Origin of the sequence: Methanobrevibacter sp. (genome assembly GCF_017447225.1) — an archaeon.
Classification (GTDB): Archaea; Methanobacteriota; Methanobacteria; order Methanobacteriales; family Methanobacteriaceae; genus Methanocatella.
In genome coordinates, this window is sequence record NZ_JAFSNZ010000050.1 from 1 (window position 1) to 21,546 (window position 21,546).

Below are 21,546 nucleotides of genomic sequence, written 5' to 3' on the forward strand. Positions count from 1 at the left end.
CTCTATTCACTAATGGATATGTAAATCTAAAAACACCTCAGGATTTTGAATACATTCCAAACAAAGGGGATTTTGTTGAATTGTCATTGGTCAATCCCACCATACCAATGACCATTAAATTCTCAATTGCTCCTACAATGGCAGGCCTTCCAGACATCAAAAATGAAATGGAAAAGCAGCTGGAAGCAAATCCCAATATTGATGTTGAAACCGCTGATTTTATAGCAATAAATGAGGATATCTATTATATGATAATATCCTCCATCAAAACAGATGAAAGCGAAATCCGCAGAAACGAATTCATGTTCGTTAAGGATGATAATCTCTACTCTTTTGAATTCGTATATCCTTATGCTGATGCGGAACTGGATGATTTTTATTTGAATATAATAAGATCACTTGAAATAAAAAAAGCTAAATATGTTTTGTGTGACGGCGGTTATAAATTAAATGAAAATTAAAAAAAGAAGATATATATTATTAATATATCTTTTTGATATCACCAGGTTTGATGGTGATATCCTGTCTTCTGTATTTTACCTTAATATCATCACCGTTAATGGAGTATACTTTACTTGAATAGGTTTCTCCTTCATGGTTATAGATGATTTCATCACCTTTGCGAAGAACTTCTTCATTATTGTTAATAACGACTTTAAGACTGGATTTTTCAGGTTTCGCTTTAGGTGTAGGAATCAATTCTTCAGCTGAACTGATTGGTTGTGCTGCATTGTTTTTAGCAGTTTCAAATACTTTGCGTGTATTTTCCTGTCTTAACTGTTCTTCAGGGGTTGGTTCAACATAATCCACGTGAGTTTCATTAATAATTGGTGCCCAATCATCATAGTCATCGTATGTTTCATATGCATCTTCAGTGTATGAACCGACATTTCTTATGAAATCCTCATTTAATTCAGTATCGTCCTCTTCCTGTTCAGGGGCTAACCTTTCACGGAGGTCTTTAACGATTCCGGAGTTTTTAATGCTGTTTGTAAATCTGGCCAAATCCTTTCTGTAATCTAGATCGCTTAATTCACCGTTTTCATCTTCAAAGAGGTTGGATGAATCGATTGAAGCGCCGAATTCATAATCCTCATCAGCACCGGATAATATGCTGATGCTGTCTTCTTCAACTTTGGTTGGTGACTTTAAACTTGGAGATTTGATTCCTTCTTCAGCTGAAATTGCTTCACGGATATTTTCAACTTTTTCTTCAGGAACAGTTTCTTCAGCTTCTTCAGCAGTTTTTTCTTCAGTTTCTTCAGGAACAGTTTCTTCAACTTTTTCTTCCTCAATATCCAATGTTTCCTGAATTGTTGTTTCCTCTTTGGCTTCAGGTTCTTTTTTGATTACTGCATCTGTAATTGATTTGCTTTCTGAAATTTCAGGAACCTCTTCTTCACTTTCATTTGTTGCTGAGTCTATTGCTTCTGCAATATCCTTTTGTGAAGCAACAGATTGTGGGGGCATGTCTTCGCTTTTATTGGCTTTGATGGCTTCTGCAATTTCATGCATTTTTTCAATGCTTGATTTAATGTCAGTAATATCAGTTTCACTATCTTGTAATTCTTTATTCTTTTTGATGCTTTCTTTAATGTCTGAATTATCTTCACTTTCTTTTGCTATTGTTTTAGACTCTTTTTCTCTTTCGTCATCTTTTCTTTTTGATTCTTTAATCAATTCATCAATTGTAAATAAATCTTTTAATTCATGTTTGCTTTCACTTGATTTAACTTCAGGGTTTTGATCATTTTTATTTTGGCTCATAATATCTCTCTGGGTTTCGGTTATTGGTTCTTGGAACTTTTGAACAGTATCATCATAATTGACAAGAACTTGATTTTGGGATGAATAAGTAATATTTCTATTAATATTATTTTCTGGAACGATATATGGATTAAATTCTTTATCTGCTTTAGTACCTTCCTTTCTAAGGGAAATTTCCGGTTCGTCTTTTGAAAAATAGTTTGAAATTGGATTAGTGCGTTCAGAATTGTTATTCTTAGTCTCTTTTTCCTTTTCTGAAACCATCTCTTGCAATGGGTTTCTGGTTGTTATGTCTGAGAAATCTGTTTCCTCTTCGTCTTTATCATTATAGTACAATTTAACAATTATAATAGCTATTATTCCAATTATTGCAATACATGCCCACACTAATATCAATGTTTCGTCCATTTAATCCACTTCTTATTTTTCGTTTTTAAAATGTAATAGTATAATATATTTATCTAAATTCTTTATTATAAAGTTTTATATTTTTTTTAAAAAAAGGATATTATTACTTAATATTTGAAAACAATTCTTAAATTAACTGTATTTTTCAAATTAATGTTTTTAAAAGAGAATTTTTAATTTTCAATTATTTTAAGAAAATATTTTTTTTAAGTATTTTTTCGCCAAAATTGTAATTAGATATGGTTCATTTTTTTAAAAAAATTAAATTTCACTTGTTTTTTTACTAAATCGTAATAATTTAATCATTTTGCATTCATTTTATATATTTTAAAAATGAAAGTATTATTATAATAAATTATATTATATTAGAGGTTTAATTATGGTTGTTAAAATTAATGAAAACTATCTCAAGTTAAAAAGTAGTTATCTTTTTGTTGAAGTAGCAAGAAGAGAAGCAGAGTTTGTTAAAGCAAATCCTGATGCAAATGTTATTAAAATGGGTATTGGGGATGTAACAAAGCCTTTAGTTCCTGCTGTAGTTGACGCATTCAAAAATGCTGTTGATGAGATGGCCAATGCGGACACATTCATGGGATACGGTCCGGAACAGGGTTATGACTTTTTAGCTGAAGCAATTATTGAAAATGATTTTAAACCTTATGGAATTGACTTGGATGTAAGCGAAGTGTTCATCAGTGACGGTGCTAAATGTGATACAGGTAACATTCAGGAAATCTTCGGTCTGGACAATAAAATTGCAGTAACCGATCCTGTTTATACAGTTTACGTTGATACCAATGTAATGGCCGGCAGAACCGGAGAAATGGGTGACGATGGAATGTATGAAGGATTAGTGTATCTTAAATGTAATTCCGAAAACAATTTTGTTCCAGAATTGCCGTCAGAACCTGTTGACATTATTTATTTATGTTATCCGAATAACCCAACAGGTACCACATTGACTAAAGACCAGTTAAAAGTATTTGTTGATTATGCAAAAGAAAACAAAGCTATCATATTATTTGATGCAGCTTACGAAGCATTTATCCATGAAGATGATGTTCCTCATTCAATCTATGAAATTGATGGAGCTCGCGAAGTAGCTATTGAATTCAGAAGCTATTCAAAAACCGCAGGATTTACAGGAACCCGTTGTGCATATACTGTAGTTCCTAAAGAATTGATGGCATATGACAGTGAAGATAATGCCGTTGAAGTAAAACCGTTATGGAACAGAAGGCAAACAACCAAATTCAATGGTGTGTCATATCCTGTTCAGAAAGCTGCAGAAGCAACTTATTCCGAAGAAGGAAAAGCTCAAATTAAAGAGATTCTTGATTATTACATGGAAAATGCAAAAGTTATTAGAGAAAGCCTGACCGATATCGGTCTTGAAGTTTATGGAGGAATCAGCTCACCATATATCTGGGTAAAAACTCCAAATGATATGGATTCATGGAAATTCTTTGATATTTTATTAAATGAAGCAAATGTTGTAGGTACTCCAGGTTCAGGATTCGGACCAAGTGGTGAAGGTTACTTAAGGCTTACTGCATTTAATACTCTAGAAAATACTAAAGAAGCTATGGACAGAATTTCAAAATTAGAATTTTAGGTGTTTACTTTGAAAACTATTGAAGAACCAGTTGTTATCCGTGTAGGAGACTCATTTAAAACAGTATTATCTAAATATGGTGCTCTCGCTTTAGACAAACAGGAAAATTTATCTGAATTCATTGGTGATGCTGAAGGAGATTTGGACTTCGACAAAGGAATTGTAAGTTTTGGTGATGTTGAATTGCCTATTCAGGTTTTAGGATTTTATAATGATGATTTAAATCAATGGTCATGGGCATGGGACAATGAAAACATTTTTGGAGCTGAATTAATAACTGCTGCTACAGAAATGAAACAGGCAGGTATTGATGCAGGCATTCCCGAGTTTTCAAGCCCAATTATTCAGGCAGATTTCAATGCATGTCACACATTAGCTATGACTACTGTGGCTATCCTTGACTTTGGAGCTTATTATGCAGCCAATGAGGATGGTTTGGATATATTTGTAGCCATTGATTCAGATGAAATTCCTGAAAAGAATGGTGCTGTAAAATTCAAGGACACATATTACACTTTCCAGAAAAATTTTGGAGTATATCCAAGAGTTGCTTTGGATGCTTATGCAAAACTCAAAGGATATAAAATCAAGCATCATGATGATTTTGATGTGGTATATCTCGGAGAAAGCCGTTTCATTGTTGGATTTACAGAAAGAGGCAATTTAAAAACAATCCAGTTATTGCTTGAAGAAGAGTGATTACTATGAACCAGGATTTAGTTGATGAAATAGAATATCTCATAGATTTGTTGACTAAATCAGGATTTTTCTCAAAAGAAGAGATACTTGAAATCCTTGAAGACCAGTTCATTGAATATGACTTGGATTTTTCCGGATTCGATATTTCTTCAAATAATTTTAACAACAAAAATTTCTCTAATTTGGAAAAAACATTTAATTTGCTTGGCGAAAAATCCATTATTGGTGTTCATAATTGCGGATATGATTTTGAGGAGGGTGTTGATGACGTATATGAACTGTATGTTCATCTGATTAACAATAAATACTCTGCTCAGGGTTTCTGTTTCTACACTTTTGAAGATGTGGAAAATGCCATTGAAAACAATGTTTTAAATATCACTTTTGGTGATTTTCAAAGGAATGAAAATGACTCTCTGGAAATCGGCAGGACAGTTTATCAGTGTTTACTGGATGCTGGCTTTGATTTGATGTGGAATGAATCTGTCAATTCTCCTATTGAAATCATAAATTTTGATTGGGATAAAAAATTTGATGAAACTAAAGAATATGAAATTGAAGGAGCTTATAATTTATTTGTGGGTGTTTTAGATGAAAAGTGAATCTTTAAAATTGATTGAGGATGTTATAGGTAATTTTGCAAAATTGGCTTCTGTTGATATTTCCGAAGATTCCATTTATTTGGAATTCATTGATGTGGAGCTTGGATCTCCAAAGGACAATGAAGATTTTTCATTATCCATGAGATTTGCCAACAATTCTTTCATCACATTTTTTTATGATAACATATGGGATATAGAATTCCTTTCCAATTTTAATTATAAAATGCATTTTCTCCAGGAAGATCTTATTATGGATGTTCGAAAAATCAGATTTTTGGATTTCGAATATCTGAATACCTTTTTTTACAACTATTCAAAAAGTAAAAATTTCTCACTTGATAAGGATTTTGATGTTCACAACATCAGATGTGATTTCTTTTGCTTAATCGAGTTAAATAATATCGCTATTGTTGTCGGTGGAAATGAAATGAATTTCTTCACGCCTTCAGAAAGAATTGATGAGGATATTCTAAAGGAATTATCCAATCAGTGGATGATGTATTATCTGACTTATCATCAAAAAAGAAATATCATAAAAGACCCTATGTGTGAAAACCATCCTTTCAACAGATAGATGTCTTTTCTATTTTTTATTATTTTTTTCAAAATAATTAATTAAATTGCAGTGATGGTTAATATTTTCGTGTTTTTTTAATGGATGTTATAGAATTATCAGTTCCAGATTGCATTTACGATGAAGTTGTAAATGTCCCTCACACCGGAGAAAAATCCGTTGTATTGTGTGTTGTGGATGTTGGACATGTCATCTTCAATACGGTCATCAACCTCTTTTATGAATGTCTCGTTATCATAGTCATGGGTTGTGAAATAATGTACCTGAATAGAATAGTTGGTGTCCTCTTTAGGGAAAACATAATTGACTCCTATATGGCTCCAGGTTACGTTATTGTCTCTTGAAGGATTTGTGAAGTATTCTTTGGATACAGGAACGCCACTTAAAGTAGAATTCTCTCTTTTAATAACTTCATATCCACCATCTTCCATCGATGCAAACTTGGCGTCCGAAATCCCTGTAATATGGTCTTCCGGCCAGTCGTCCCAGTGATCTATGTAAACGTATTCGTTTGTAATCGCATGAGGAGTTTTTGACTGGTTTGTCAGATTCAGTTCTTCAGTCGTATTCCAGGCTTGAGGAACTACAGCCTCACTGTGTCCAAAATCGATTGTCCTGTCAGTATGAACACTTAAGAAACTGTTTATACCATTGATATTGGCCGCAATAAATATGATTATGATAGCTAGGATGACACTTCGAATCATATCTTCTCTTCTCATTTTTTCCCTCCTTTATGTTCAGTTTTAGCCCATTTACGTTCTTTTCTAGTCATCATACTATACATTGTCATAAAGAATAATGGGATTAAATGGAAACAATAAACGTAATATTTAACAAGGTCTTTGATGAATTCAAGTATTCCAGGTTTGTCTCTTGACAATGCAAGCGTAATTCCTGGGAAAAACGAAATCATTGACAATATACCTACAATAAATGGAGCTTCCATCCTAATAATGGTTACATTGTGGAATAAGAACCATGATATTGCATTAGTAATAGTAATAAGGAATCCGAAGAATATGAGCAGGTTGAAACTGTAGAATGAAATATGTTCGATAATTCCTAATTTTTTGGCAAAGGGAATTTTAGACCTTAATATTTTTGGAAGATATACAAAGAACGTTTCAAAGTTACCGATAGCCCATCTGACTCTCTGTCTGAAGAATGGTTTCCATTCTGTCACGGCTTCCTGGTAAATTGCTATTTCACCGCAATATCGTATTTTTCCGCCTTCAAGCATTATTTTAACGGCAAGGTTCAAATCTTCAGTTACAGCAAATCCGTCCCATTTACCTGAATCAATAATTGACTGTTTTTTAACGAATTGTCCGTTTCCACCTAAATATCCGGTTCTTCCCAAATTATCTTTTGCTCTTAGGGTATTTCCGAAACTTGCAAATTCCACATGTTGCATACGGGCCAGGTAGTTTTCATTTTTATTGTACATTTTCACTCTTGACTGGACACCATCTATTTCGGGGTCTGCAACATATGCCACAATTTTTTCAATAAAATCAGGACATATTTTAGTGTCTGCATCAAAAACTCCGATGATTTCTCCGTTTGACAATGTCAATGCATCATTCAAAACAAATCCTTTTCCTTTTCCGGATACAGGAGGTTTTCTTGTAACAATTTTCAATTGAGGAATGTCATTTTTCAAATTGGACAGTATTTCTCCAGTGCTGTCTGTTGAACCGTCATTAATGACAATAACTTCATATTGGGGTTCGCCATCAACATGGTATTGTGATTCGCAGATACTTCTAACGGTCATTTCAATTGTTGATTCTTCGTTGTGTGCTGGGATAAAAATGCTGACATAGGGTTTTTCATAATCGTATGATACTTCATCAGGCTTTTTAATACTTGCTATTGCATTAATAAGCATTGCTAAGGTTGGTATGAGCAATACCCATTGCAGCCATGTAGCATTTCTTGATAAAATAGCGATTATAATCAATGCAAAACATAAAACCATAAGAAAACTTGAGTCTGATTTTTCAACCAGCAGTTCATTATTCTTTTCAGAAATCCTGCTTCTGGCTTCCATAATCTTTTGTGTATTTAATTCATGCTTTCTAATAGCCACTGCCATTGCACGCTGCAATTCCTCTTTATCGATATCTTTAATCAGATAACCGTATGGTGTAATCATTAGGACTTCATCGATGATTTCGTCGAAACGCATTCCGACAATCACTATGTTTGGAATGTTAAATTTTTCCAAATCTTTGGTTAACTTAATTAAATCAATATTTTCGATTTCAGAATCTAATAAAACAAGATTTGGGGATAATTCCATAATTTTGCGTTTAATGCTCTCTTTGGTGTCTGCTGAGCCAACAAAACTATAGTCATAATCCTCAATGTATTCTCTTAACTGATTGATTAGTTCATTATCTGAACTTATAACAAAAATATTTGGATGGGATTTTGCGATGGAAGTAACTTCGCTTGTATTTTCCGAGCTCATTTTATCAAGTTACTTATTCGCTAAACCCTTGTGCATCGTTTATTTTTTCTGCTTCTAATTGTGCTCTTTTGATTGTAATTTTTAGTGTTTTGTCTAATTTGCTGATATCATATGGTTTTGAAATGAATCCGTATGATCCCTTGACATTAGACTTTTCAAAAGTGTCTGTATCTGTGTTCGCAGTCAAATAAACAATAGGTATTCTCAATTCAGAAATGACTTCAGCAGCTTCAATTCCTTCCATATCTCCTTTTAATTTGATATCCATTAAAACAACATCAGGAATTGTTTCAGCGGCGGTGTCAATTGCATCCTGTCCAGTGTCTACTGTATCTATTACTTGATATCCTAATTCTTCCAAACTATATTTTAAATCAAGTGCGGTAATTGCTTCATCTTCTACAATTAAAATTCTTTCATCCATTTTATCTCCCTTCTCATTAGAATATTAAAACTTATGTAATTTATATTATATATTTTTGTTGTGTTTACTGTGATATTGTATGTTCCATAGTTAATGGGAACAGTAATCTAAATCCAGTACCATTTTCAACATCAATGTGACTTATGCTTCCGTCTAACTGCCTGGTCAGGTTCTTAATAATCTCACATCCAAGGCTTTGTTTCATGTCTTTTTTAGTTTTATCTATACCCACTCCATTATCTTTTATAATTAATTCTCCAGTATTTTCATCGAGTTTTCTGAATACTTTACTGATTGTTTTATTTTTCATTTCGGGATCTGGGAACGCATGTTTGATTGAGTTCATTGTAAGCTCATCAACAACCAGAAGTAAAGGAGTTATGATTTCAATGGATAAATTAATATCATCTTTCACTTCTGATGTAAACTCAATTCCGTCCCTTAAACCAATCAGGTTTCTAAGTTTTGAATCTTGGTCTTCTATGTAGTCCTGCAGGTTAATATTTTTAAAGTCAGTTGTATTGTATGTTTTTTCATGCAGCAAAGCCAGAGAAGACAATCTTGATTGCATATGGTCAATGATTATGTTAGGCTGATTTTTATAAGCTCTTTTCTCCAGGTTCAGGAAACTGTTTAGTATCTGAAGATTGTTTTTCACTCTGTGGTGAACTTCTTTAATCAGTATTATCTGATGCTCATTTGCTTCCTGCAATGCATCCTGTTTTTTTCTCTCTTCAGTAATGTCGGTTAAAAATCCGATACTGTGTTCTTCTTCTCCGAATTCAAATTTCTCAATATATATTTCACATACTTTCTGATTATTAGGATCTCCTTTTACATTGTATGTGAATGTTTCATCGAGTTCGCTGATTTCTCTATTAAATAATTTTCTGAATGCATCAACAGTACTCTCTTCAACAATATTTTCAATTATGACTCTTCGGTTGGAATAATTCTCTTTATCTTCCTCTACAATGTTATAGAAACCTTCACTGTATTCATAATTTTTCTGATCAAGAGGGTCTATGAGAAGCGCCAGTTTTTTGGAGTTTTTAAATCCGTTTAATAAAAAGTCAATAGGTTTCGTCATTTCTTTGTTGGAACTTCTTGTTATGTCTTTGATTAAACCATATCTGCTTCTTAACTCTCCATTTTCATGGAATTTAGAATAAAGACTCAAATCCAAATATTTAATGGTTCCGTCAATGGTCTTGATTCTAATAACTGTCTCATATTTAGGGGTTTTTTCATCTAAGACTTTCAGCATATTCTCAACAACAGGTTTGTCTTCAGGTATCACCAAATCGAAGATGATATTATAGAATTCATCATTTTCCTCTCTTGAACGGCCGAGAATATTGTAAACTCCCTGTGTCCAGGAGTATTTGTCGTTGATTTTGTAGTAACTTCCTGTCTGAGATAAGTATTCGATGAAATCTGCCTTATTTTCACCTTCTGTTCTGTTTTCTCCGGTGTATTTCAAATCAGAAATTAAAATTACTTTTCCCAAATCATATATTACTTTTACATTTGAAAATCGAGCTAATTTATCATTTTTATAGTATTGAATACGCATTTTATGCGTCTTTTGCGTTTTATAAACGTCATAAAGTGTATCATGTAATATTTCATGGAAAGCCGGTGAAATTTGGCTTATCAATCGTCCGGAAACATCCTTTGTGTGAATATTTGCTCTTTCAAGTGCACTCAGCCCCATCATTTCTATCACGAAATCTTCACCGTCATTATATGGAGTGAAAATATTCATATCGCAGGGAAGGTTCCTTAATGTCTTTTTAAATGGAATTTGCATGCCTTCAAACATAGGTTCTGCAGGCTGATACATCTCTTTTTCGGTAGTATCATATATGCTGACCTCCAAGGTGTCCTCCAATTTCCTATATGCCTTTTCGATTCTCATATTACTCAGCCTCATTCATATCTTCTAGTTCATCTTCAAAACTTGTCGGGAAAACTATTCTGAAAGCGGTTCCCACCTCACTATCCAAAATTTCTATTTTACCATCCAACTGTTTAGTTAAACTGTTTACAATTTCCCATCCTAAATTATGATTTATAAGTGTTTCCGGGCTTTCCAGACCAACACCATTATCTTTTAAAATGAATTCACATGTATTTTCATCAACAAAATCGATTTTCTTGCTTATTGTCTTATTTTCCATTTCAGGATCAGGGAATGCATGCTTTATTGCATTCATTGTCAATTCATCCACAATTAACAGTAATGGAGTGATTATTTCAATTGACAGATGAATGCTTTCATCAATGTCTGATTCGAAATTAATGTTTTTAGCACTGAATAATCCTTTCAGGGTTTCGTCCTGATCTTCAATATAGTCTTTTAAGTTAATATTCAGGAAATCTGTCGTGTTGTATGTTTTTTCATGCAGAAGCGCAAGTGAAGAAAGACGTGCCTGCATATTGTCCAAAATAAGATTTGGATTATTTCCATAAGCACGGCGTTCCAGATTCAGGAAACTGTTCAGTACCTGCAGGTTGTTTTTCACTCTGTGGTGAACTTCCTTAATCAGAATGTTTTTATTTGCATTGGATTCAATCAATTCCTCCTGTTTCTTGCGCATGTCTGTAATATCAGTTAAAAATCCAATGCTGTGCTCATTATTACCGTAAGTGAACTTCTCAATAAATAATTCACAAACTTTCTTGTGGTCAGGGTTTCCGTTGACTTTATATGTGAATATGCAGCTTATCTCATCGAGTTCGCCATCAATCAATTTGTAAATCTCTTCTCGGATATTGTCCTCAACTATATTTTCAATAATATCTCTGCTGTGAATGTACTTTTCATGAGGAATTTCAACCATATCATAAAATCCTTCACTGAATTCATATCTTTTGCTTAAAGGCTCTACAAGCAGAGACAGTCTTGAGTTGTGATTGAAACCGTTCAGCATAAAGTCGACCGGACGGGTCATGTGCTTGTGCGAATCAAGGCTGACATCCTTAAACAGTCCGTAATGGCTTATGACATCGCCATTTTCATCGAATTTGGAGTAAAGATAAGTGTCCAGATATTTGATGTGTCCGTCTCTTGTCTTAATTCTGATAATGTTTTCATAAGTGTCGGTTTCAGGACTCATTGTTTCAAGCAGCTCTTTTACCAAAGGCTTGTCTTCAGGAATTACTAAATCAAAAATAATATTGTAATATGCATCGTTGGATTCTCGTGTTCTGTTAATTATGTTATATATTCCAGGAGTCCATGTGTATTCGTTTCGTGTTTTATAATAGCTTCCCGTTTGTGAGAAATATTCGATTAAAGTTGATTTGTTTGCATCATCCTCAATTTTTTTCTCCTCTTCGCTTTTTTCAGCATTTTTCTGATCCACATAATCTGAAATAACGAAAAGTTTGCCGTCATCACAAAGGACATGGACATTAGTCAATGTTTGGATTTTATTACTGATATAGTAATAGACTCTCATCGCTTTTGGCTTTTGAGTTTTAATAACTTCTTTAAACGGTTCTTTTAAAATGCTATAGAAAAAAGGAGAACATTCACTCAACCTACGTCCTTCAACATCTTCCAAGCTAACATTTCCTCTCTCCAAAATATTCCAGCCCAGACGATTTACAATATAGTCTTCCCCGTCATCTATCGGTGAAAGCATGTTGACATCAGACTGCACATATTTTATTATATTGCTGAGAGGAATCTTTTCAGGTTCTGTTACCTTAGGGGCTTCTTCAAACAAATTAATCTTGTTAATATTGTATGCTCGAATCTCCTCAATGTCTTCTAACTCTCTGTATTGTCTTTCAATATGCATATTAATTACCTTGATTTTTTTTCATTATGTATCAATATATGATTATATATAATATTTAAAATGTTGGAAAAGCTTTTTAATAATAAATGATATAATATATGTGGTTGAAGATTTTTTTTATTTTCAAATTATATTAATTTTAAAAAGGAGTTATTAAATGACTTGTAGTATTTTAGTAGGTGGAGCATGGGGTGATGAAGGTAAAGGAAAATGTATAACTTACCTTTGCAGCAACGATAAACCTGCCATTATCGCTCGTGCAGGAGTAGGTCCTAATGCAGGCCATTCTGTAGAGTTCAATGGTGAAAAATATGGTTTAAGGTTAACCCCATCAGGTTTCGTACATACAGATGCTAAACTCATGATTGGGGCTGGAGTTTTAGTTAATCCTGATGTACTGTATAAAGAATTTAATGATTTATCAAAATACAATGTAAAAGAAAGAATGTCCATTGACTCCAGATGCGCAATCATTGATGAAAGTCATATGGACAGAGATGTAAAATCAGAGCATTTAGCTAAAAAAATAGGAAGTACAGGTTCTGGATGCGGACCGGCAAACTCAGACCGTGTAATGAGAACAATCAAACTCGCAAGAGATATCCCTGAACTTGAAGATTATGTAACTGACGTATCACTTGCATGCAACGAAGCTATTGACAACGGTGAGGATGTATTCATTGAAGGATCACAAGGTTTTGCTCTTTCACTTTATTATGGAACATATCCTTTCGTAACCAGTAAAGATACTACAGCATCCACATTCGCTGCTGATGTCGGTGTCGGTCCAACAAAAGTGGATGAAGTCATTAACGTATTCAAAGCTTACATTTCACGTGTCGGCGAAGGACCGTTCCCAACTGAAATGACTCAGGAAGAAGCAGAAAGCAAAGGTCTGGAAGAATACGGTGTTGTAACAGGACGCCGCAGACGTATCGGATACTTTGATATGGAATTGGCTAAAGAGTCATGCAGAATCAACGGTGCAACCCAAATTGCTTTGACCTGTGTTGACAGATTATATCCTGACTGTGCAAGAACACAGGACTATGGTGATTTGTCTGCTGAAACCAAAGCTTTCGTTGATGAAATCGAAACTGAAACCGGTGTGCCGGTTACTATCATTTCAACAGGTCCTGATTTAAAGGACACTATTGATTTGAGAAAAGAATTATTGTAAAGCTCATATGGGCTTTTAATTAACTTTTTTTATTATTTTTTTTCACAGTTAATGTTTTTTCATACTCCAAGATTAACTGTTGTTTCATACAACATTTAAATATTTTTGATAATATAATTATTCTATAAGTGATAATTATGAATGACGTTAAATTAACAGATGAATGGGATAAGGTTTTTCCAAAAAGTGAAAAAGTATCTCACAAAAAAGTAACTTTCAAAAATAGGTATGGAATAACTTTAGTTGCAGATTTATACAAACCTGCAGATGCAGATGATAAATTGCCTGCCATAGCATGTTGCGGACCATTCGGTGCTGTAAAAGAACAGGTTTCTGGTCTCTATGCACAAACTTTAGCCGAAATGGGCTTTTTAACAATAGCATTTGATCCGTCTTTCACTGGCGAAAGCGGTGGTCAGCCAAGGGACATGGCATCTCCTGATATTAACACTGAAGATTTTCAGGCAGCAGTGGATTATCTGGTAACTTCCGATGATGTTGATGGTGACAGAGTAGGTATCTGCGGAATCTGTGGATGGGGAGGAATGGCCTTAAATGCAGCTAGTCTGGATACCCGTATTAAAGCGACAGTAACTTCTACGATGTATAATATGACCCGTGTGACTGCCAAAGGTTATTATGATGAAGCGGATAATGCTGAAGCAAGATATGAAATGAAAGTAGCTTTGAATAATCAAAGAACTGAAGACTTTAAGAATGGTGAATATGCAAAAGCGGGCGGTGTTGTAAAAGAAGTGACTGATGATATGCCTCAGTTTGTAAAAGATTATCATGACTTCTACATAGAGGATTTGGGTTATCATCCACGTTCACCAGGTTCAAACGATGGCTGGAATGTTGTTGGCTGCATGTCATTTATATCTCAGCCAATTATAGCATACTCTGATGAAATTAAATCACCTGTTCTTATGATTCATGGTGAAAATGCACATTCCAGATATTTCTCTGAAGATGAATTTGAAAAATTAACCGGAGATAACAAAGAGTTAATGATTATACCTGGTGCAAATCACACTGATTTATATTATAAAACTGATATTATTCCGTTTGAAAAAATAGCTGGTTTTTATAAAGAAAATTTATGATTGATGAATTATATTTCATCAATTCTTTTTTTTGACTGTTTTCATGATGTTTTCATAAATGTATAACTATTAAATATAACAATTGTTAATATATTTAATTGAAGTGGTACTATGGATTTAATCAGACAAACGGATGTTATTCAATGGAAAGACGGAGAGTATAAAACAATTAAAGAAAACACTGTAAACGACGAATACACTTATTTGTTCATTGATTATTTGCCTCCACGTAAATTCTCAACATATCCTGAAAACTTGGAGGATTTTGCTGTAGGATACTGTTTAGGTGAAGGCTTAATTAAAGATTATTCAGACATCAAATCAATCCAGCTGGACGGAACTAATATACTGGTTACAACAACTCTTTCACATGACCCCGAAGAGGATCTGGAACAGGATGGAATTGTTCAGCAGAAAAAAGGCAACTGTGAACATGCATGTGTCTGCAGATTGCTTGAATATCAGGGAGTCAATTCAGATAATGCCGGAGGAATCAGATCAGATTTGGAAACAATCGAACCAATTCTCTCAGACCTGACAGTTGATGCAACACAAATCATTAAAGACATTAAACATCTGACCGATGAGGCTAAAATCTGGCAAAAAACAGCAGGAGTTCATGTTGCACAATTGAAATATGAGGATAATATAATCATTAGAGAGGACGTCAGCCGTCATGTCGCTGTTGATAAGGTGATTGGAGCAGCTTCAAAAGAAGGCTATGACTTTTCAAAATGTTATATATCATACAGTGGAAGAATGCCTGCAGACATGCTGATTAAAGTAATCCGTGTAGGAATTCCTATTATTATTTCTAATGCGGCTCCTGCAGCTTCAGGTATTGATGTGGCTGAAGCTGGAAACATTACAATGGTGGGTTTTGTTCGTGATAACAGGTTTACTGTTTTTACAGCGCCTGAGAGAATAAATTTAAAAAAATAGAAAGATTAAAGTTCATCTAATGAAAATGAACCGAAATCTAACAGATCATAAGTTAATATTTTTGGAGCGACTGTAACTTTTCCAATTCCAGTTATTATTTTATATGCTTCAAAAGCTTCAAGACAACCGATAATGTTTGGTGTAGGTCCGATAACCGGTGGAACACCTGAAGTTACATTTTTCAAGTCATTAATTACATCATCATTCAATTCTTTTCCAAGAGATGGAAGATTAAACATTTCTTCATATGTCTTATCGCTGTTTGGAAGAAATACTGTAATTTGGCCTTGTGTTCCGTGAATTGCACCGTGGATGTATGGAATTCCCAGCTCTTTAGCGGTTCTGGAAACTATCACTCTTGTCAGCACGTTATCCAATGCATCAATGACGATATCTGAGTCTCCGATTACCTTTTTGATATTGCTTTGATCCACATGCTCGTTAAAGGTCGTTGTTTTAACATAAGGGTTTATCAATCTCACTTTATCTGCTGCTACAGCGCTTTTTTCAAGACCTAAATCAGGCAAGCTTGCTAAGGTCTGTCTGTTCAAATTTGATAAGTCAAAGGCATCCTTATCTACTAAGACAAGTTCTCCAATACCCATTCTGGCAAGCATTTCTATGGTTTCTCCACCTATTCCACCACAGCCAATGACTGTGATTTTAGCATCTTTGAATCTTTCCTGTTCACTTCTTGTTACTATACTCATTTGACGGGATGCGATTTCCCAGTATCCGTCACCTATGTATCTTGTTGGCATTTTTTCACCTAAATATTTCTCCTTAATTTTGGCAGTAAATTCATAAATGAATCTAAGGCACTTTCGTAATCTTCTAAGTCATATCCGTTGATTAGACCATTTTCATTAATAATCAAGTTTTCTATCTCTATTTTTGTGTCATTTTTTTTAATTATTTCATTTTCAAGCAGTTCTTGAGTATTTTTTATATTTATTGTAAATGGTAATTGATATGAGAATGAATTGTCATGATAATCAATGCTGATGTATTCGTCATCATCAATTTCAGATAAATTTAAGGCAACTTTCTTGAAACCCTTCTTTTTTAATTCATCGTTAATTTCACTAAATTTATTGTCTTTTAGAATTTTATCCAAACTTTCAACTTCAACAATACCGAATTTTCCTAAATCTCTGACTTTAACGATTTCACAGCCAGTTTTTTCATGAATATGATCTTCACACCAACTGATTCTTTCAATTTTTTCTTGTGTAGTTGGAGTGTTAGTGGGAATTCTTGTTGCTAGACAAGTAGTTGATCTTGAATAAGGGATATTATTCTTATTTAAATATTCATGAATGTCTTTTGAAGTCAATTTGGCTTCGATAAAGGGTGTATTAAATCCTTTTTTGTATGTTACGAGAATTCCTGGTCTGTCAATGACCAAGTCACTAATGTTATTGCCGTCACAGATATAATCAAAGCCTCTTTTTTTAGCTAACTGCTCTATTTTTGAATACATCAGGTTTCTGCATGTATAGCATCTGCCGGAATCGTTTGACAGGAAGTATTCCTTCTCGTAAAAGTTAACGTCAATTATTTCATGCTTTATTCCAAAGGATTCAGCCACTTTTCTGGTATTTTCAATAAAATTGCTTGGAAGCAAGTGATTGTCTATAGTAATGGCCAGTGTGTCTTTGGCCACTTTTGATGATAGGTAAGCTATTAATGTGGAATCGGCACCGCCTGAAAAACCGATGGCAACTTTTCTGTCTTTTAAAATATTTTTAACAATCTCGATTTTTTCTTCTAAATTCATTTTATCACGTCTAAAAGTTTAAGAGCATCATTTGATGCTCTTAACTGATTAATGAGTTTTTTTGGGAAGAATGATTTTTCTCTTCATCTGGTTTAAGGAGTTATTTTATTTTTCACTCATTAATATATCGTGTTTGTTTTATGGAAATTTTAAAATGGTTTTTTCATTTTTCAATTTATCAGCCCGAGACATGGAAAAAGTTGAATCCCTTCGAAATTAAACTATATAACAATAGTTATTTTTTTCCATAAATAAGATTATTCCAACTTAATATATAAATGTTTTTGATGTTTTAAAATGTGATGAAAAATAGAAATATTTAAAGTATATGAAAATTATAACAATTGTTAATTAATTGGAGGTAGTAATATTTACGATGTTATTGTTATAGGAACAGGTGCTGGAGGAGCCACTGTTGCCAAGGATTTAAGTTTAAAAGATTTAAATGTTCTTATTTTAGAAAAAGGGCACAGACAAGATAATGGAAGCTATGTTAACTCAATGATCAACAAGGAAATCCATCTAAAAAATAAGCTATCTGATGAGGATAAGGAAAAATATGAATTTCTGACATGGCCTTTGACCTTAACCAACATTGAAGAGATAGGTGGAACTACAACTTCCTCTTTGGGTAATGCTTGTTTTTCATGCAGCGGATGCTATTCAAATTCCATTATGCAGCAGTTTGAAGATAAAAATCTTAATATCTTTGAAGAGCTTCTTGAAGCAAGCGGAGAGCTGAATGTAAAATATTTCCCAAAGAAACTGTGGGGTCATTCCACACAGCTGATTGCTGAAGCAGGAGAAGAATTAGGATATATTGTCGAGCCTATGCCTAAATTCATTAATTTTGAAAAGTGCAGGTTCTGCGGCAAATGCGTTAACGGATGTCTGTTTGACGCAAAATGGGATGGAACATACTTCGTAAATGAGGCTCTGGAAAATGGTGCTACTCTCATTGATGATTTAAACGTTATTGAAGTTCTTCATGAAAACGGTGAAGTGGCTGGTGTTGTCGGAATCAATAAAAACAATGTAAAGAAAGTTTTCAGGGCAAAAAACGTTATAGTTTCTGCAGGTGCACTCAATACTCCAATTATTTTAAAAAATTCTGGGCTGAAAAATGTCGGAGGACAGATATTTTTTGATATCTTCACAACTATCGGAGGATATCTGAAAGGTGCCAATCTAAAAAACGAACTGATGATGGGTATAAAAATGGAATTCGGACCATATTTCATAACTCCACATTATTCAATGCAATTGCGTCCGTTAATCGAAAGAAATCATTATGAAATTGATGACAGTGACGTTATCGGACTGATGCTTAAGTTTGCTGATACATGTATCGGAACAATTGACGGAAAAGGGAATATTGAGAAAACCCTGACAAAAGTCGATGTTGATTTAATCAAGGAAGGATATCAAAAGGCGGTCAGTGTTCTTTTGAAAATGGGTGTTGATGAAAAATCTATTGTTGCAACTTCTCTTAAGGGAGCACATCCCGGAGGAACCGCTGCTGTCGGAGAAGTAGTCAATAATGATTTTGAAACTGAAATCAAAGGTTTGTATGTCTGTGATGCAAGCGTAATACCTGAGGCTCCAGGAAGGCCTCCAATATTAACAATAGTAGCTATTGCTAAAAAAGTAGCAAAAATAGTTAATCAAAATTTTTAAGGTGATAACATGAGTTTTAATTTAAAATACAAAAATATTGATGAGAAAAGAGAAATTGATGAAGAAAACTATACTATTAATGATTTGCTGAAAGATTTGGGATTATCTGCCCAAACTACTGTTGCAAAAATTAACGGTGATCTCACAGTTGAAGATACTGTCATTAACGACGGCGATGAAGTTCAGCTGATTCAGATAATCTATGGCGGATAATGCCTTCATTTTTGATAATATTTATATAAGATAAACAATATAACACTTGTTATAGAAATACAAATGGGAGGATAATATGTGCGAAATTTTTTGTTTTAATTCTGATAAGCCAAAAGAAGTAAATCAATGTCTTGAATGTTTTTATAATCACTCAGAAGATCATCCACACGGATGGGGACTGGCAAACATGCACTCTGATGATTCTATAATCAATAAAGAACCTGTAAAAGCATCATGCAGCCAAAACCTGAAAAACATATTGTCCAATCCTGTTGTTGGAAAGAATGTTTTTGCTCATATTAGGCTAGCAACAGTAGGTGAGATAATCTCTCCAAACTGCCACCCGTTCATTGAAGCTGATGACAATAACCGATCATGGATGTTAATTCATAACGGAACAATCTTTGACTATCCTGAATTGGATAAATATGCCGATAAGGAAAATGGGGACACTGATTCTGAAAGGATTCTGCTTTATATAATTGATAAAATCAACGAGTTTGAGCATGAAAAAGGTGCTCCTTCAACCATTAAAGAGAGATTTAACATTCTAAATGATCTGGTGGCGGATCTGTCTAAAAATAATAAGCTTAATCTGATGATTTATGATGGTGATTTGACTTATATCCATTCAAATATGAAGGATTCACTATATTATTTAAAAAATGAAGAGGGATTTCTGGTTGCTTCAACTCCCTTGGACGGCGATGAAAACTGGAAACCTGTTGAATTAAATAAACTCTTCGGTCTGATTGATGGAAATATAATATTTGAAAGTGAAGAGCATGAAAATGAGTTCATATTAACTGAAGAGCATGAAAGAAGGATAGAAGAATTCCTGAAAACAATACACAGAGATGAAAATAATGATTGATGATGATTCTGTAAGAAATAAACTATATAATGAATTCATAAAGCCGACTACACAAAAGAAGAATTTCATTGGTATAGAAATAGAAATACCAATCATTAATCTGAATAAGGAAGCTGTGGATTTCGATGTTGTTCACAAAATAACAGACAAATTTCAAAAACATTATTTGGATTTTAAACCAGAGGGCATAGATTATGAAGGCAATATATTCTCTCTAAAAAATCCGGAAACTGACGATATTGTCTGTTATGACTGTTCATATAATAATATAGAATTTGCAATGGGAAAAGAAAAGGATTTATTCACGATAAATGATCGTTTTTGTGATTATTATTCATTTGTTAAGGAATCTTTTGAAGAATATGATCACACATTAACAGGTATGGGAATCAATCCTTATAGAAAATATAATATAAACAAACCAATTCCCTCTGAAAGATATTTGATGCTTTATCATCATTTGAAATCTATTGAAAAGTATGAAGATGTTCCGATGCATTTCCATAAATATCCTGAATATGGTATGTTTTCATCTGCTTCACAGGTGCAGTTGGACGTTTATAAGGACGATTTGGTTAAAACAATAAATGTATTCTCAAAAATCGAACCGATTAAAGCATTACTGTTTTCCAATTCTGTATTTCTGGATGAAAATAAACATCGTACTTGCTTTAGGGATGCATTATGGGAATATTCAACTCATGGTGTAAATCCACATAATATTGGCGGATATGATGTTGATTTTAAAAGCATTGGTGATTTACAGGCATATTTGGAATCTTTAAATATCTATTGCGTAATGCGTGATGAGGCGTATATTAATTTTCCATCAATGAATCTGCTGGATTATTTCAATCAGGAATATGTTCGTGGAGAAATTTACAGCAGGGGTGAATATCGAAGTATTGATATAAAGCCTCGTCTAGATGATATTAAGTATTTAAGACCATTTAAGTTTATCAATTTAACATTCAGAGGCACTGTTGAGTTTCGAAGCATATGCACTCAACCTATCAGGGATTCAATGTGTGTTGCAGCATTTCACTTAGGCCTTAAAGATAAATTGGATGAATTGGAATATATTATAGATAATGATGAAATAATTTATCATAAGGGCTATACTGCAGGCGAACTGAGAAAATTATTGGTTCATGAGGAAATTCCTTCTTTCATCGATAAGGATGGTATATGTAAGCTGTCAAAAGATATTGTTGATTTGGCAAGCGATGGCTTAAAAGAAAGAGGAATCGGCGAAGAAGTATTTGTAAAACCATTATATGAACGTATTAAAAAACACACAAATCCTGGAAAAGAGTTAATTACCTCAATACATAGTGGTGTTAAATTGGAAAGTATTATTGAAGATTATGGGAAATTGGATTTATATTAATTAG

The 21,546-nt window shown here is 33.6% G+C and carries 18 protein-coding genes; 12 read left to right on the forward strand and 6 right to left on the reverse strand.

The genetic code is table 11. The annotated features are described in order from the left end of the window. A partial coding sequence (locus IJQ68_RS05140; RefSeq protein ID WP_292797831.1) for a hypothetical protein occupies positions 1–461 on the forward strand: 461 nt, incomplete at its 5' end. 19 nt (positions 462–480) lie between these two features. On the opposite strand, the gene IJQ68_RS05145 is transcribed toward IJQ68_RS05140, so the two are convergent. Continuing rightward, the gene (locus tag IJQ68_RS05145; RefSeq protein ID WP_292797834.1) at positions 481–2,175 is read right to left on the reverse strand and encodes an ATPase; all 1,695 of its coding nucleotides are present in this window, start codon (positions 2,173–2,175) and stop codon (positions 481–483) included. Positions 2,176–2,554: 379 nt separating this feature from the next. Here IJQ68_RS05145 and IJQ68_RS05150 point away from each other — a divergent pair, with 379 nt between their 5' ends. Genes IJQ68_RS05150 through IJQ68_RS05165 form a run of 4 tightly spaced genes read left to right on the forward strand, consistent with a single transcriptional unit; the run spans position 2,555 to position 5,665 of the window. After that, a complete protein-coding gene (locus tag IJQ68_RS05150; RefSeq protein ID WP_292797836.1) occupies positions 2,555–3,790 on the forward strand; it encodes an LL-diaminopimelate aminotransferase in 1,236 nt (411 codons plus the stop codon). Continuing rightward, positions 3,791–4,489 (forward strand): DUF6882 domain-containing protein, encoded by a 699-nt coding sequence (locus tag IJQ68_RS05155; protein WP_292797838.1) that lies wholly within the window; start codon positions 3,791–3,793, stop codon positions 4,487–4,489. Positions 4,490–4,494: 5 nt separating this feature from the next. Continuing rightward, positions 4,495–5,091: a DUF6891 domain-containing protein gene (locus IJQ68_RS05160; RefSeq protein WP_292797840.1), complete on the forward strand. Its 597-nt coding sequence runs from the start codon at positions 4,495–4,497 to the stop codon at positions 5,089–5,091. Further along, positions 5,081–5,665, forward strand: a complete 585-nt coding sequence (locus IJQ68_RS05165; RefSeq protein WP_292797842.1) for a hypothetical protein — start codon at positions 5,081–5,083, stop codon at positions 5,663–5,665. Before IJQ68_RS05160 ends, IJQ68_RS05165 begins: the two co-directional genes overlap by 11 nt. Positions 5,666–5,763: 98 nt before the next feature. Here the strand turns inward: IJQ68_RS05165 and IJQ68_RS05170 are convergent, their stop codons facing one another. The 3 genes from IJQ68_RS05170 to IJQ68_RS05180 are packed head-to-tail and all read right to left on the reverse strand — an operon-like array spanning position 5,764 to position 8,568. Further along, positions 5,764–6,387 (reverse strand): hypothetical protein, encoded by a 624-nt coding sequence (locus IJQ68_RS05170; protein ID WP_292797844.1) that lies wholly within the window; start codon positions 6,385–6,387, stop codon positions 5,764–5,766. After that, positions 6,384–8,144, reverse strand: a complete 1,761-nt coding sequence (locus IJQ68_RS05175; RefSeq protein WP_292797847.1) for a glycosyltransferase — start codon at positions 8,142–8,144, stop codon at positions 6,384–6,386. The genes IJQ68_RS05170 and IJQ68_RS05175 overlap by 4 nt, the downstream gene beginning before the upstream one ends. Positions 8,145–8,157: 13 nt before the next feature. Next, on the reverse strand, positions 8,158–8,568 hold the full coding sequence (locus tag IJQ68_RS05180) for a response regulator (RefSeq protein WP_292797850.1): 411 nt from the start codon (positions 8,566–8,568) through the stop codon (positions 8,158–8,160). Positions 8,569–12,537: 3,969 nt separating this feature from the next. Here IJQ68_RS05180 and IJQ68_RS05195 point away from each other — a divergent pair. The 3 genes from IJQ68_RS05195 to fdhD all read left to right on the forward strand — a co-directional run bounded on the left by IJQ68_RS05195 (position 12,538) and on the right by fdhD (position 15,608). Further along, positions 12,538–13,560 carry an adenylosuccinate synthetase gene (locus IJQ68_RS05195; RefSeq protein ID WP_292797856.1) on the forward strand — a complete coding sequence of 341 codons (1,023 nt, stop codon included), beginning with the start codon at positions 12,538–12,540 and terminating at the stop codon, positions 13,558–13,560. 137 nt (positions 13,561–13,697) lie between these two features. After that, complete coding sequence (locus IJQ68_RS05200) at positions 13,698–14,666, forward strand: alpha/beta hydrolase (RefSeq protein ID WP_292797858.1); 969 nt, start codon at positions 13,698–13,700, stop codon at positions 14,664–14,666. 111 nt (positions 14,667–14,777) lie between these two features. Further along, entirely contained in the window at positions 14,778–15,608 is an 831-nt protein-coding gene (fdhD, locus tag IJQ68_RS05205) for a formate dehydrogenase accessory sulfurtransferase FdhD (protein WP_292797861.1), read from the forward strand. A 5-nt stretch (positions 15,609–15,613) separates the two neighbouring features. On the opposite strand, the gene IJQ68_RS05210 is transcribed toward fdhD, so the two are convergent. Both IJQ68_RS05210 and larE read right to left on the reverse strand, forming a co-directional pair. Next, a complete protein-coding gene (locus tag IJQ68_RS05210) occupies positions 15,614–16,369 on the reverse strand; it encodes a HesA/MoeB/ThiF family protein (protein WP_292797864.1) in 756 nt (251 codons plus the stop codon). 8 nt (positions 16,370–16,377) lie between these two features. Beyond that, positions 16,378–17,388 (reverse strand): ATP-dependent sacrificial sulfur transferase LarE, encoded by a 1,011-nt coding sequence (gene larE, locus IJQ68_RS05215; RefSeq protein WP_292797866.1) that lies wholly within the window; start codon positions 17,386–17,388, stop codon positions 16,378–16,380. 501 nt (positions 17,389–17,889) lie between these two features. On the opposite strand from larE, the gene IJQ68_RS05220 reads away from it, so the two are divergent. The 4 genes from IJQ68_RS05220 to IJQ68_RS05235 all read left to right on the forward strand — a co-directional run bounded on the left by IJQ68_RS05220 (position 17,890) and on the right by IJQ68_RS05235 (position 21,542). Beyond that, complete coding sequence (locus IJQ68_RS05220; protein WP_292797869.1) at positions 17,890–19,065, forward strand: GMC family oxidoreductase N-terminal domain-containing protein; 1,176 nt, start codon at positions 17,890–17,892, stop codon at positions 19,063–19,065. Between the two features lie 9 nt (positions 19,066–19,074). Continuing rightward, positions 19,075–19,278: a MoaD/ThiS family protein gene (locus IJQ68_RS05225; RefSeq protein WP_292797871.1), complete on the forward strand. Its 204-nt coding sequence runs from the start codon at positions 19,075–19,077 to the stop codon at positions 19,276–19,278. Positions 19,279–19,354: 76 nt separating this feature from the next. Continuing rightward, positions 19,355–20,152 carry a class II glutamine amidotransferase gene (locus tag IJQ68_RS05230; protein WP_292797873.1) on the forward strand — a complete coding sequence of 266 codons (798 nt, stop codon included), beginning with the start codon at positions 19,355–19,357 and terminating at the stop codon, positions 20,150–20,152. Next, the gene (locus IJQ68_RS05235; RefSeq protein ID WP_292797875.1) at positions 20,145–21,542 is read left to right on the forward strand and encodes a hypothetical protein; all 1,398 of its coding nucleotides are present in this window, start codon (positions 20,145–20,147) and stop codon (positions 21,540–21,542) included. The genes IJQ68_RS05230 and IJQ68_RS05235 overlap by 8 nt, the downstream gene beginning before the upstream one ends. Positions 21,543–21,546 lie beyond the last annotated feature (4 nt).